Annotated in this window: 12 protein-coding genes and 1 tRNA gene; 6 read left to right on the top strand and 7 right to left on the bottom strand. The window is 67.4% G+C overall.

The features are described from left to right. Window positions 1-151: 151 nt before the first annotated feature. The gene (coaE, locus tag ACJH6J_RS29150; RefSeq protein ID WP_406804945.1) at window positions 152-1,330 is read left to right on the top strand and encodes a dephospho-CoA kinase; all 1,179 of its coding nucleotides are present in this window, start codon (window positions 152-154) and stop codon (window positions 1,328-1,330) included. Here the strand turns inward: coaE and ACJH6J_RS29155 are convergent. Both ACJH6J_RS29155 and ACJH6J_RS29160 read right to left on the bottom strand, forming a co-directional pair. Beyond that, the gene (locus tag ACJH6J_RS29155) at window positions 1,327-1,908 is read right to left on the bottom strand and encodes a hypothetical protein (protein WP_406804946.1); all 582 of its coding nucleotides are present in this window, start codon (window positions 1,906-1,908) and stop codon (window positions 1,327-1,329) included. The two genes, coaE and ACJH6J_RS29155, sit on opposite strands and share 4 nt — an antisense overlap. A gap of 11 nt (window positions 1,909-1,919) precedes the next feature. Beyond that, window positions 1,920-2,426 carry a DUF402 domain-containing protein gene (locus ACJH6J_RS29160; RefSeq protein WP_346416279.1) on the bottom strand — a complete coding sequence of 169 codons (507 nt, stop codon included), beginning with the start codon at window positions 2,424-2,426 and terminating at the stop codon, window positions 1,920-1,922. 68 nt (window positions 2,427-2,494) lie between these two features. Between ACJH6J_RS29160 and uvrB the strand changes: the two genes are divergently transcribed. The 3 genes from uvrB to ACJH6J_RS29175 are packed head-to-tail and all read left to right on the top strand — an operon-like array spanning window position 2,495 to window position 7,050. Then, the gene (gene uvrB / locus ACJH6J_RS29165) at window positions 2,495-4,654 is read left to right on the top strand and encodes an excinuclease ABC subunit UvrB (protein ID WP_406804947.1); all 2,160 of its coding nucleotides are present in this window, start codon (window positions 2,495-2,497) and stop codon (window positions 4,652-4,654) included. A 54-nt stretch (window positions 4,655-4,708) separates the two neighbouring features. Then, window positions 4,709-6,100, top strand: coding sequence for an MFS transporter (locus ACJH6J_RS29170; RefSeq protein WP_212814764.1), 1,392 nt, complete (start codon window positions 4,709-4,711; stop codon window positions 6,098-6,100). Window positions 6,101-6,144: 44 nt separating this feature from the next. After that, entirely contained in the window at window positions 6,145-7,050 is a 906-nt protein-coding gene (locus tag ACJH6J_RS29175) for an alpha/beta hydrolase (RefSeq protein WP_212814060.1), read from the top strand. On the opposite strand, the gene ACJH6J_RS29180 is transcribed toward ACJH6J_RS29175, so the two are convergent. The 4 genes from ACJH6J_RS29180 to ACJH6J_RS29195 form a co-directional block, all read right to left on the bottom strand. Next, entirely contained in the window at window positions 7,028-7,705 is a 678-nt protein-coding gene (locus ACJH6J_RS29180; protein ID WP_212814063.1) for a response regulator transcription factor, read from the bottom strand. The genes ACJH6J_RS29175 and ACJH6J_RS29180 overlap by 23 nt on opposite strands. Next, the gene (locus tag ACJH6J_RS29185) at window positions 7,702-8,862 is read right to left on the bottom strand and encodes a sensor histidine kinase (RefSeq protein ID WP_244872871.1); all 1,161 of its coding nucleotides are present in this window, start codon (window positions 8,860-8,862) and stop codon (window positions 7,702-7,704) included. The genes ACJH6J_RS29180 and ACJH6J_RS29185 overlap by 4 nt, the downstream gene beginning before the upstream one ends. A gap of 2 nt (window positions 8,863-8,864) precedes the next feature. Beyond that, window positions 8,865-9,983, bottom strand: coding sequence for a DUF418 domain-containing protein (locus ACJH6J_RS29190; protein WP_212814067.1), 1,119 nt, complete (start codon window positions 9,981-9,983; stop codon window positions 8,865-8,867). A 96-nt stretch (window positions 9,984-10,079) separates the two neighbouring features. Then, the gene (locus tag ACJH6J_RS29195) at window positions 10,080-10,811 is read right to left on the bottom strand and encodes an MgtC/SapB family protein (protein ID WP_212814069.1); all 732 of its coding nucleotides are present in this window, start codon (window positions 10,809-10,811) and stop codon (window positions 10,080-10,082) included. Between the two features lie 88 nt (window positions 10,812-10,899). Here ACJH6J_RS29195 and ACJH6J_RS29200 point away from each other — a divergent pair, with 88 nt between their 5' ends. After that, window positions 10,900-11,670 carry a DUF899 domain-containing protein gene (locus tag ACJH6J_RS29200; protein ID WP_371824554.1) on the top strand — a complete coding sequence of 257 codons (771 nt, stop codon included), beginning with the start codon at window positions 10,900-10,902 and terminating at the stop codon, window positions 11,668-11,670. Between the two features lie 60 nt (window positions 11,671-11,730). Next, window positions 11,731-11,804 (top strand) — tRNA-Cys (locus ACJH6J_RS29205). A gap of 39 nt (window positions 11,805-11,843) precedes the next feature. Here ACJH6J_RS29205 and ACJH6J_RS29210 read toward each other — a convergent pair. After that, window positions 11,844-12,416 (bottom strand): ANTAR domain-containing protein, encoded by a 573-nt coding sequence (locus ACJH6J_RS29210; RefSeq protein WP_406804948.1) that lies wholly within the window; start codon window positions 12,414-12,416, stop codon window positions 11,844-11,846. Window positions 12,417-12,443 lie beyond the last annotated feature (27 nt).

Genomic DNA, 12,443 nt, shown 5'->3' on the forward strand with positions numbered 1-12,443 from the left:
GACACCCCAGCCCAACGCCTAGCCGCGCTCTTGAACCAAGCCGCCTAGCCACGTTGCACTAATCGATTGACTTTGAGGGCGAAACCGCACGATCTACTTCACGTTCGCGGGTGCCTGATTTCATCGGGGAGCGCCCTGACACACTGTGGGCGTGCTTCGTATCGGACTGAGCGGCGGCATCGGCGCCGGAAAATCGACTGTGTCATCGACCTTCGCGGCGGAAGGCGGCATCGTCGTCGACGGTGACGTGATCGCCCGTGAGGTGGTGGAGCCCGGCACTGAGGGACTGGCCGCCCTCGTGGCGGCCTTCGGCGAGGACATCCTGCTGCCCGACGGTTCGCTCAACCGGCCGGCGCTGGCCGCGGTGGCGTTCAGCGACGACGAGAAGCGCAAGACCCTCAACGGCATCGTGCACCCGCTGGTGGGCAAGCGCCGGGCCGAGCTCATCGCGGCCGCACCGGCGGGTTCTGTTGTGGTGGAAGACATTCCGCTGCTCGTCGAGTCGCAGATGGCGCCGCTGTTCCCGTTGGTCGTCATGGTGCACGCCGACGAGGACGTGCGCGTGGCGCGGCTCATCGAGTACCGCGGTTTCTCGGAGGAGGACGCGCGCGCCCGGATCGCGGCGCAGGCCACCGTCGAACAGCGTCAGGCCGTCGCGGATGTCTGGCTGGACAACCACGGCAGCGCCGACGAACTGGCGGCCGCCGCCCGCGAGCTGTGGGAGCAGCGCATCGTGCCGTTCGCCCGCAATGTGCAGGCCGGCGTGCCGGCCACTGTCGCGCCTGCCGTGGTGTCGTACGACGAGACCTGGCCCCAGCAGGCAGGCCGCATCCTGGCCCGGCTGCGCACCACGTGCGGCCACCGGGCGGTGCGGGTCGACCACATCGGGTCGACGGCCGTGCCGGGCCTGGACGCCAAGGACGTCATCGACATCCAGGTGACCGTGCCGTCACTCGAGGTGGCCGACGAGCTCACCGACCTGCTGCTGGCCGCCGGCTACCCGCGGGTCGCGGACATCAACGAAGACGTGGCCCACACCGACGACAAGGCCCTGTGGCAGAAGCGCTTTCACGCATCAGCCGATCCCGGCCGGCCCACCAATGTGCACATCCGCGTCGACGGCTGGCCGGGCCAGCGGTTCGCGTTGCTGTTCCCGGCGTGGCTCGCGGCCAACCCCGACGAGCGGGTCGAGTACCTCGCCCTCAAACACGACGCGATGGCCGCCGCGCCGGCCACCAGCGGGGAGTACGCCGACGCCAAGGAGCCCTGGCTCGCCGGTGCGTACCGACGGGCCTGGGCCTGGGCCGACGAAACCGGTTGGCGCCCTTAGTGGGAGGCCGGCGTCGCGGGCGCGGCCGGGGTGGCCGGCGTGCCCGGTAGCTCGGCGCTGTACTGCTGGCTCGGATCGAAGTCGGTCACCGAACCGCAGCTGAGCACGCCGTAGCCGGGGTCCTGGCGCTGCGGTGTCAGGCGCGGGGCGACGAACTGGTCGGCCTGGGCGACGATCTCGTCGTCGACCAGGATCTCGCAGTGCAGGCTGGCCGAGTACGGCCATTGGATCGACACCTGCATGCCGGCGTTCGCCGAGTTGTTGAGCACGGCCGAGGCTTCGAACGACTCGCCCGGGAGCAATGACGGCGTCGCCGAGTTGAGCTGGGTATCGGTGAGCCGATAGGTGATCAGCGTCCCGCGGGACACCCCGTCGATCCGGGCCCGGTAGGTGACGTTGTGCGGTCCTGCGCTGGGCGGTGGGCTGTCGCCGACCGGGACCGCCGGTGGTGCGGGTGGGGCAGGAGGTGCCGGATCGGCAGCTGCCGTCGTGGCGAGAAGCAGGGAGGTGCTCGTGGCCACTGCGGTGGCACACGCCAGCGATGCCGCGGCCATGCGTCCGCGCCTGATCGATGTCATGGTTGTTGACATTACCTGTCGCGCCAGGTCAGTGACATACCGAGACTGGCTAGCCAATTGCCCAACTGGTAATTGTGCTGAGCCAGACCCTCGATGGCGGCCGTCGCCGTCGTGATGGCGCGTTCACCGTCGTCGGTGCTCAGCAGGTGGTGACGCACCGCGTCGAGAAGCTCGTCGACGTCCTCCAGCTCGACACTCTTGCCCGACCGGACGACCAGATCCAGGTAGTGGTCCTCGGACGTCCAGGACTGCTCGCCGGCGGTGAACCGGCCGACATCGAGGTAGAAGTCCTGGTCGCGCTCGTAGCCCGGGTTGAAATGGAAGACACTGGCCCGCAGGCCGATCGACGGTAGCAGCCACGATTCCAGGTAGTAGAACTGCGGGCGGCCGGGGGTGGGACGGGCCATGTACAGGCCCCACGGCTCGACCCGGTACACGTCGACGGCCCGCACGATGCCTTTGGGATCGGTGTTCGTGCGGGCGGCCAGGTCGAACGTCTCGTGCTTGGGTGCGTGGATGGCGCCAGCGTACGCGCTCGCCCGGCGACCGGCAGCGCCTGTCGGTGCCCGCCTCTACCCTGGTACTCATGGCCTTCGCGACCGAATACCCCGTCCTCGCGCACTCGGAATACCGGCCGGTCGACGCCATGGTGCGGGCCGGCGGGCGCTTCGAAGTGGTCAGCCCGTACGAACCGGCGGGTGACCAGCCGGCAGCCATCGACGAACTCGAGCGGCGCATCGCCGCGGGCGAGCGTGACGTGGTGCTGCTCGGCGCCACCGGTACCGGTAAGTCCGCGACCACCGCCTGGCTCATCGAGCGGCTGCAGCGTCCCACCCTGGTGATGGCGCCCAACAAGACCCTGGCCGCCCAGCTGGCCAACGAGTTGCGGGAGATGTTGCCGCACAACGCCGTCGAGTACTTCGTCTCGTACTACGACTACTACCAGCCGGAGGCGTACATCGCCCAGACGGACACCTACATCGAGAAGGACAGCTCGATCAACGACGACGTCGAGCGGCTGCGGCACTCGGCGACGTCCAGCCTGCTGTCCCGCCGCGACGTCGTGGTGGTGGCGTCGGTGTCGTGCATCTACGGTCTGGGCACGCCGCAGTCGTACCTGGACCGCTCGGTCGAACTGAAGGTCGGCGACGATGTCCCGCGTGACGGGTTGCTGCGCCTGCTGGTCGACATCCAGTACAACCGCAACGACGTGGCGTTCACCCGCGGGGCGTTCCGGGTGCGCGGCGACACCGTGGAGATCATCCCGTCCTACGAGGAACTGGCGGTGCGCATCGAGTTCTTCGGTGACGAGGTCGAGGCGCTCTACTACCTGCACCCGCTGACGGGCGACGTCGTGCGCAAGGTCGACTCCCTGCGCATCTTCCCGGCCACCCACTACGTGGCCGGCCCGGAGCGCATGGCGATGGCGATCTCCACCATCGAGCAGGAGCTGGAAGAGCGGCTCGCCCAGCTGGAAGGCCAGGGCAAGCTCCTGGAGGCGCAGCGGCTGCGCATGCGCACCAACTACGACGTCGAGATGATGAAGCAGGTCGGGTTCTGCTCGGGCATCGAGAACTATTCGCGGCACATCGACGGCCGCGCCGCGGGCTCGGCGCCGGCGACGCTGCTGGATTATTTCCCCGAGGACTTCCTGCTGGTCATCGACGAGTCGCACGTCACGGTGCCGCAGATCGGCGCCATGTACGAGGGCGACATGTCCCGCAAGCGCAACCTCGTCGACTTCGGCTTCCGGTTGCCGTCGGCCGTCGACAACCGGCCGCTGACCTGGGAGGAGTTCGCCGACCGGATCGGCCAGACGGTGTACCTGTCGGCGACGCCCGGGTCCTACGAGATGGCCCAATCCGGCGGCGAGTTCGTCGAGCAGGTCATCCGGCCGACGGGTCTGGTCGACCCCAAGATCGTCGTCAAACCGACCAAGGGCCAGATCGACGACCTCATCGGCGAAATCCGTAAGCGCACCGAACGCGACGAGCGCGTGCTGGTCACGACGTTGACCAAGAAGATGGCCGAGGACCTCACCGACTATCTGCTGGAGACCGGCATCCGGGTGCGCTACCTGCACTCCGAGGTCGACACGCTGCGCCGCGTGGAGTTGTTGCGTCAGTTGCGGCTCGGCGACTACGACGTCCTGGTCGGCATCAACCTGCTCCGCGAGGGCCTGGACCTGCCCGAGGTGTCGCTCGTCGCGATCCTCGACGCCGACAAGGAGGGCTTCCTGCGCTCGACGCGAAGCCTGATCCAGACCATCGGCCGCGCGGCGCGCAACGTGTCCGGCGAGGTGCACATGTACGCCGACAAGATCACCGACTCCATGCAGGCGGCCATCGAGGAGACCGAACGTCGCCGCGCCAAGCAGATCGCCTACAACGAGGCGAACGGCATCGACCCGCAGCCGCTGCGGAAGAAGATCGCCGACATCCTCGACCAGGTGTACCGCGAGGCGGAGGACACCGAGACCGTCGAGATCGGCGGTTCGGGCCGCAATGCCTCCCGCGGTCGCCGGGCCCAGGGCGAGCCGGGGCGTGCGGTCAGCGCCGGCATCGTCGAGGGCCGCGACATGGCGAACATGCCGCGTGCGGAGTTGGCGGACCTGATCAAGGACCTCACTGAGCAGATGATGAACGCGGCCCGGGATCTGCAGTTCGAGCTGGCGGCGCGCATTCGCGACGAGGTGGCCGACCTGAAGAAGGAACTGCGCGGGATGGATGCGGCCGGTCTGAAATGAGCGCTCCTTGACCTCAACCGCGGTTGAGCCCCTAGCGTCGCGGACGTGACCGAGATGCGCGCCGACCCCGTGACGATCGGCAGCTGGCGCGAACTGCTGGGTCCCCGGTATCTGGGCGCGTCGACGGTGTTGGCCGGTGGCGTTGCGCTGTATGCGACCAACGAGTTCCTGACCATCAGCCTGCTGCCCAGTGCCGTGGCCGACATCGGCGGTGGACGGCTGTACGCGTGGGTCACGACGGTGTACCTGGTGGCCTCGGTGATGGCGGCCACGACGGTCAGCGGCATGGTGGCCCGCTTCGGACCGCGACGGGCATATCTGTTGGGATTCAGCGTTTTCGCGCTCGGCAGCCTCATGTGTGCCCTGGCGCCGACCATGGAGGTGATGCTGGCCGGCCGCGTGGTGCAGGGCGCCGCGGGCGGCACGTTGGCCGGGCTGGGGTACGCCGTGATCAACACGGCTCTGCCGCAATCGCTTTGGCCCAAGGCGTCGGCTCTCGTGTCGGCGATGTGGGGTGTCGGGACGCTGCTCGGTCCCTCGTCCGGCGGCCTGTTCGCGCAATTGGGCGTGTGGCGCTGGGCGTTCGGTGCGCTGGCGATCCTGACCGTCGCGGTGATGGTCCTGGTGCCGTTGAGCCTGCCGGGCCGGTCAGGGGACCGCGTGCACGAGCCGCTGCGGATTCCGCTGTGGTCATTGGTGATTCTCGGCTCCGCGGCCATGGCGATCAGCGTCGCGGGCATCCAGCGCAGCGTGCCGGTGATGGTGGCGCTGCTGGCCGCCGGGGTGGCGCTGGTAGGCGTCTTCATCGTCGTCGATCAGCGGATGCCGGTGAGCGTGTTGCCGCGGACCGCCTACGGGCCTGGCCCGTTCAAGTGGATCTATGTGACCCTGGGCGTACTGATGGCGGCCACCATGGCCGATATGTACGTGCCGCTGTACGGGCAGCGGCTGGCGGGTCTGGTCCCGTTGACGGCGGGCTTTCTCGCGGTGGCGCTCAGCGTCGGGTGGACGGTCAGCGAGATCGTCAGTGCCTCGGTCACGACGCCTGCCCGGGTGGTGCGCATCGTGGCGGTGGCGCCGTTGGTGATGGCCATCGGTCTGGGTGCCGCGGCGCTGAGTCAGGTCGACGGGGCATCGCCGGCCGTGGTTGCGGTCTGGGCGTTCTCGCTGCTGATCACCGGCATCGGCGTCGGCATGGCATGGCCGCACTTGTCGGTGTGGGCGATGGGCCGAGTCGACGATCCCGCGCAGGGCACGGTGGCCGCGGCGGCGATCAACACGGTGCAGCTGATCTGTGGGGCGTTCGGCGCGGGGCTGGCGGGCATCGTGGTCAACACGGTCGATCGGCCCGACGCGGTAGGGGCCAGCTGGTTGTTCGCCGTCTTCGCCGGACTGGCGGTGCTCGGCTGCGTGGCATCCTTCCGCGCAGGCAAGGGCGTGGGGTAGTCGCGTTCGACGACTACGGTTCGGGCGTCGGTACAGTCGGGTTCGTGTCAATCCTCGCCAAGCCCGTCGTCGCGGATGCCGTCGCGCGACTGTTCTCGTCGACCATCAATCCGGCGCCGAAGCCGGGCGTCCGATTTCCTGAAATCACCGGCAGCACAACGTCGGCGGTGATTCCGACGCGGCACGGTGACACGGCGGCGACGGTGTACTGGCCCAAGTCGGACGGCGTCCCAGCAGGCGTCTACGTCAACGTCCATGGTGGCGGTTTCGTCGTCGGCCACCGTGAACAGGACGACCCCTGGTGCCGATTTCTGGCCGCGCACGCGAATGTCGTTGTGGTGAATACCGATTACGTGCTGGCGCCGGGGCAGCGGTTTCCGGCCCCCGTCGAGCAGGTGTATGACGTTCTCGTCTGGGCCGCCGCTGCCGAACGTGAATGGGATGGCAACAAGCTGTGCGTCGGTGGTCAGAGCGCCGGCGGTAGTCTGTCCGCGGCTGCGGCTCGGTTGGCCTTGGAACAGTGCGGACCCGAGATCAAGCTGCAGATGTTGCACTATGCGCCACTGGATTTGGTGACGGCGAGCAAGGACAAGCGGTCCGCGCTGGGGGACAAGGCCGTGATGCGGCCGTGGATGAGCGAGGTGTTCGACACCGCGTACATCCCGGACCCTGCACAGCGCCGTGATCGGCTGGCCTCACCGGCATGGGGCGACAACGCCGACGACATCAAGGGCATCGCCCCCGCACTGATCGTCACCGCTGAGTACGACCGGCTGCGCGACGAGGCGTGGCAGTATGCCCAGAAGCTGGATGCCGTGGGGGCTTTGGCGCAGTACCACGAGGTACCCGGCGTCGACCACGGCTACAACATCATGAGCAACGCAACGGACGTCACGCGCGGCGTGTACGAGATGATCGCCGGGCACGTCAGCCGGGCGATCGCGGATTGACCAGTCCGGACTCGTAGGCGACGACCACGGCCTGCGCGCGATCGCGAAGCGAGAGTTTCGCAAAGATGTTGCCCACGTGCGTCTTCACGGTGTGCTCCGTCACGAACAAGCGGTCCGCGATGTCGGTGTTCGACAAGCCCTGCGCAATCAGCTCGAGCACTTCCCGCTCGCGGGGCGTCAACGTGGCGAGCTCGCGGCCCCATGGCCGTGGTCCGGAACGGCGTCGGACGACGTCTGCGATGAGCCGACGGGTGACACTCGGTGCCAGCAGTGCGTCGCCGGCCGCCACGACCCGCACCGCGCGGATCAGGTCGTCGGCAGGTGCGTCCTTCAACAGGAATCCGCTGGCTCCCGCGCTGAGTGCTTCGTACACGTACTCGTCGATGTCGAATGTGGTGAGCATCAGGACCCGCACCGGCGGTGTTGTTGCCGCCGAGAGGATTTCGCGAGTGGCTTCCAGACCACCCAGTTCCGGCATTCGCACGTCCATGAGCACCACGTCGGGCCGCAGTCGCCTGACTTCGGACACCGCGATGCGTCCGTTCGGTGCGTCGCCGATGACGGCGATGTCGGGCTGCGCGGACAGGAGCGCGCCAAAACCCTGGCGCACCATGGCCTGATCGTCGGCGATGAAGACGGTGATCGGTCCCGTCACGCGTGTGGCTCCGCTGTCGGCGCGATGGTCGCCGGAATGCGTGCGTGCACCTCGTATCCGCCGTCGGCCAGCCGTCGCGCGTCAACCGTGCCGCCGACCGCCGCTGCGCGCTCCCGCATGCCGGTGATGCCGCGCCCGCCCGACGGAGTTTCGGCTGCACTCTGTGCCGCGGCGCGTCCATTGCTCACGGTCACCGTCGTGGCGTCCGACGCGTGGTGCATCGTGACCGTCACGGGTGCACCTGGACTGTGGCGGACCGCGTTGGCGAGCGACTCCTGCACGATCCGGTAGACGACCACTCCGCACAGCTCCGATACTTTCGTCGGATCGCCAAAGGTATTGAAGGCCAGGTCAACTCCCGCGCGCCGCGTGGTGTCGATCAGTTCTCGGACGCCCGCGATGCCGGGCTGCGGGCTCACGTCGGTCACCTCACCGTCGGATCGCAGGACACCGAGCACCGCGCGAATCTCATTGAGGCCGGCCCGGACACTGGCGCCGATCGCGTCGAATTCCGCTTTGGTTTCGTCGGTCACCGAAGTCAACCGGTATGGCGCGCTTTGCGCCTGCACCACAGCGACCGACATGTGATGGGCGATCACATCGTGAAGGTCACGCGCGATCCGCGAACGGTCCTCGAGGACAGAACGGCGCGCACGTTCCAGTTCGTTGATCTCGCGCTGGGCGGCGAGCTGCCGTCGCGACCCAGAGAGTTCGCGGGTGAGCAGTGCGATCACCACGACGACCGTGACGGCGACCGCGAATCCCGCGCCGTCGGCCGAGTTCACCAGCAGCGACCCGGTGGTCGACACCCAGGCCACCGCCGCCGCCGCGAGCGGGCACCGGATGGTCACAGAAACCAGCAGCACAAGCAGCACCGCGACGTGAACCATCTGCCAGGGGAAGGCGGCGTTGATCGGCGCGCAACTCAACGGGAGCACGAACGCACCGGTCGCCGATATCGCCCATCCGAGAAACGGATTCGGCCGGATCGCCACCAGCGGGAGAGCGGCGACCGCGGCGATGACAGGGCGGGCGGCAGGTGGCACCGCGTAAGTTGCGTCGACAGTCGCCCAGGCCATCACAAACAGAAACAGCGACACCGCGTAGCTGACGGCGCTCAGAGTTCGATCGACGCGTGACCGCGTCCGGCTGCTCACCCCTAGGACTCTAGAAAAGTGCGCGCGGGCCACATAGGCCTGGGACCGTAGGTGGCGCGGCGGAGCAGCCATTCGATCGGACCGTACCGGTGGTGGCGTGCCCACAGGCGGCTGCCGCCGAGTTGCATCCCATAGATGGCCGATGCGATCAGGAGGACCGACCAGTCCGGCAGTTTCCCGACGAGCGCGAAGCCGTAGCCGGTGAAGATCACCGAAGCGATGATGGATTGCCCGATGTAGTTGGTGGCGGCGAACCTTCCGGCGGTTCCAAGGGTCTGTGCCAGCTGTGGTCGGCGTTGCGCCAGCCGCAGGATGGTCGCCGCGTATGCCGCAGCCAGGGGCAGATCGAGGAGCGCCGCCAGGCCGGCCGGCGCGGGGTTGCCCAGGATCGCCATCAGCAGCGTGAAAGGGGCCGCGATGCCGAATCCGAACCATTGCAACTTCGGCAGTAGAGCCTGGTACCGGTCGGGCGTCTCGAGCAGCCGCGCCTTGCCGGCGGCGAACCCGACGAGGAACAACGGCAGCACATTGAGGAACCCGAAGACCAGGAACAGGTCGAACCGTTCGAAGAATGTCTCCCATCGGTACGACGCCGCGGTGAGCCATCCTGCGCGCAGGGCGGCCACGGCGCCGTCGTCATCGATGGCGGTGTCCGGCGTGTGCACGCCGACGACTGTCACCGCGATGACGAACGTGGTGTACAGCGCCACCGCGCAGCAGAGCGCGGTCTTCGGCCGAATTCTGTTCAGCATCAACAGGATCAATCCGAGCAACCCATAGCCGAACAGCACGTCGTCGCTGAAGAAGAAAGCGACATGCAGCAAGCCGATGGCCATCAATGCAATGCAGCGGCGCAGCGTGCGCAGACGACCGTCGGCGCCGTCGCGCTCGGCGGAACGAAACTGCAGTGTCAGGGAGTAGCCGAAGAGAAACGAGAACAGCAGGTAGAACTTGTCTGCGACGAACGCGGTCAGCAGGGTGTGGATGGGTCCGGCCGCGAGCCCGTGCGGATTGGCCATCACCGTGATGTTCACGACGAGAATCCCGCCCAGCGCGAAACCACGCAGGATGTCGAGCGCGGCAATCCGGGGCACGGCGGCTACAAGGGGTTGACTGGTCATGGCGCGACGGTAGGTCGCGACGACTCCGGCACGGATCGCTCTGCGGGCTGATTGGTGCGGTCCCCGCTGTCATGCTGCGGGGGGATGCGGTCGGCTCTAGTCGGGGTCCTCCTCCAGTTGGCGCACTCCCGCCACGCCGTCGATCAGGGCCAGGACGGACGCAGCTCGCAGCACTCCTGCGCCGCCGAGCGTCAGCTGGACGCCGACGTGACCTGGCGGGGCGCCGATCGGCTCGCCGGCCGGATCGGTCTCGAGGTCGGTGATCTGCCAGTCGCGCCGGCCGCACGCCTGCAACACATCCCGTAGAACACCGCGGTCGTCGGCGTACGTGATGTGGAGGCGGACCGACCCGCCCAATCGCGAAGCCAGCCGTCGCGCCAGTGGCATGAACCCGATGATGATCAGCAGGTGCATCCCGGTCATCACGGTGGCCAGCAGGAGTAGTCCGGCGCCGGCCGCCATGCCGATCGCCGCCGATTCCCAGACCGAGGCGGCGGTGGTCAGCCCGTGCACCGAACCCCGGCGCACGATGATGATGCCCGCGCCGAGGAACCCGATGCCCGAGACGATCTGGGCCGCGACACGTGACGGGTCGACGACCACCAGACCTGGCGTCAGCACGTCGCCGAACCCGTACTTGCTCACCAACATGATCAGCGCCGCTGCGGTGCCGACGATGGTCTGCGTGCGCAGCCCGGCACTCTTGCCCTGGATTTCCCGTTCGAGTCCGATCAGTGCGGTGAGGCCGAACGCGACCACGAGTTCGATGATCTGCCGCGAGCCCTGCCCGGGTCCGCCGAAAAAGGCGGGGTCTGCCAGCCACTCCATGAGGGACAAACTAATGCGCGCCGATGACTTTTGGCGGCAGTCGAAGTCTGTCTTTGTAGAGGCCGATTTCTGACAAGGAGTGATGCCCATGTCCGCGCAACCAACTGCCTATCCCGACGTCGTCACGCGGGAGGAATGGCTCGGGGCCCGCACAAAGCTACTGGCCCGGGAGCGGGAGGCGACGCATCTGCGCGACGCCGTCAACGCCGAACGCCGTCGGCTCCCGATGGTGAAGATCGAGAAGGACTACGTCTTCGACGGACCCGATGGCGCCGTCAGCCTGCTCGACATGTTCGAGGGCCGCAACCAGCTGTACATCCACCACTTCATGTGGATCGATGCGATCGATGCCGGCTGCCCGAGCTGCACTGCCGCGGCTGACCTGACGTTCACCGAAGGGGATCGAGAGCTGTTGCACGGCAAGGGCGTCACGTTCGCGTGTGTGTCCCGGGCGCCGTACGAGAGCATCGCGCGCTACCGCGACCAGCACGGCTGGACGTTCCCCTGGTACTCGTCGCGCGACGGCGACTTCACCTATGACTTCCACGTGACACTCGACCCGGCGCGAGCGCCGAGCGAATACAACTACAAGTCGCTCGATGAACTGCACGCCGACGGCTGGACCGATGACGACCTGCGCGGAGACTGGCCTGGCGCAAGCATTTTCCTGCGCCGCGGCGACGAGGTGTTCCACACGTATTCGGCGTACGCGCGCGGGCTCGACCATTCGGCGGTCGGCTATCCGTTCCTGGATCTGACCCCGTACGGCCGTCAGGAGCCGTGGGAGGACTCACCGGCCGGCTGGCCGCAGGGTGGCCCGGCGGTGGGTCGGCCGGTGGGGGATTGCTGCGAGGGGTAGCAATCACCGCGATCTCAACCCTGGGCGGCAGGCGCACGCACTGGCACTGTGGTCATCAGTGCGGGTGTGGCTGAGTGGCTAGGCACCGGCCTGCAAAGCCGTTCACACGGGTTCGAATCCCGTCACTCGCTCCACTGATAGAAGCTCGGCAGGTCTCACCACCTGCCGAGCTTCTATTTTGGCGGGTGCTCTTCGAAGATGAGCTTCCGTGCGACCTCATACAGAGGGATGTTCAATTCCTGCGAGAGCTTCGTCAGCATCGTGAAGGCCGCACCTACGGGGACGTCGAACCGTTCCATCAGGATGCCCTTGGCTTGGCCGATGATGTCCCGCGACGCCAACGCACTCTGGAGCTCTTCGCCGCGGCGCGCATTGGCGAGTCCGATCGCGGCGTGAGCCGCCAGCGTCAGGGCGGTCTGCTCGACGTCATGGGTGAAGACGTTGGCCTCCTCGGAATACAAGTTGAGCGTCCCGAGCTCTCTTTCGTTGGTGTAGAGCTGAATGGACAGACTCGAGCGCACCGGTGTCTGAGCGCGCAACGCGGTGACAAAGGCCGGCCACCGCGTCTCGGTCGCATAGTCCTCGACACGGACGGTGTACAGGTTCCAGATCGATTCCAGGCACGGCCCTTGGCCGAGTTCGTCCTGCAACCTGTCGAGCGTTCTGGGGATCGGTCCGGTGGCCGCCACCGACTCGACTGAACCATCCCGCGTTTGATGCGCACCTCCTTCCTTGGGAAGGTGCATGTCATGCCGAGCAAGTACGACCCGGAG

Origin of the sequence: Mycobacterium sp. SMC-18, from assembly GCF_045310895.1 — a bacterium.
GTDB lineage: Bacteria > Actinomycetota > Actinomycetes > Mycobacteriales > Mycobacteriaceae > Mycobacterium.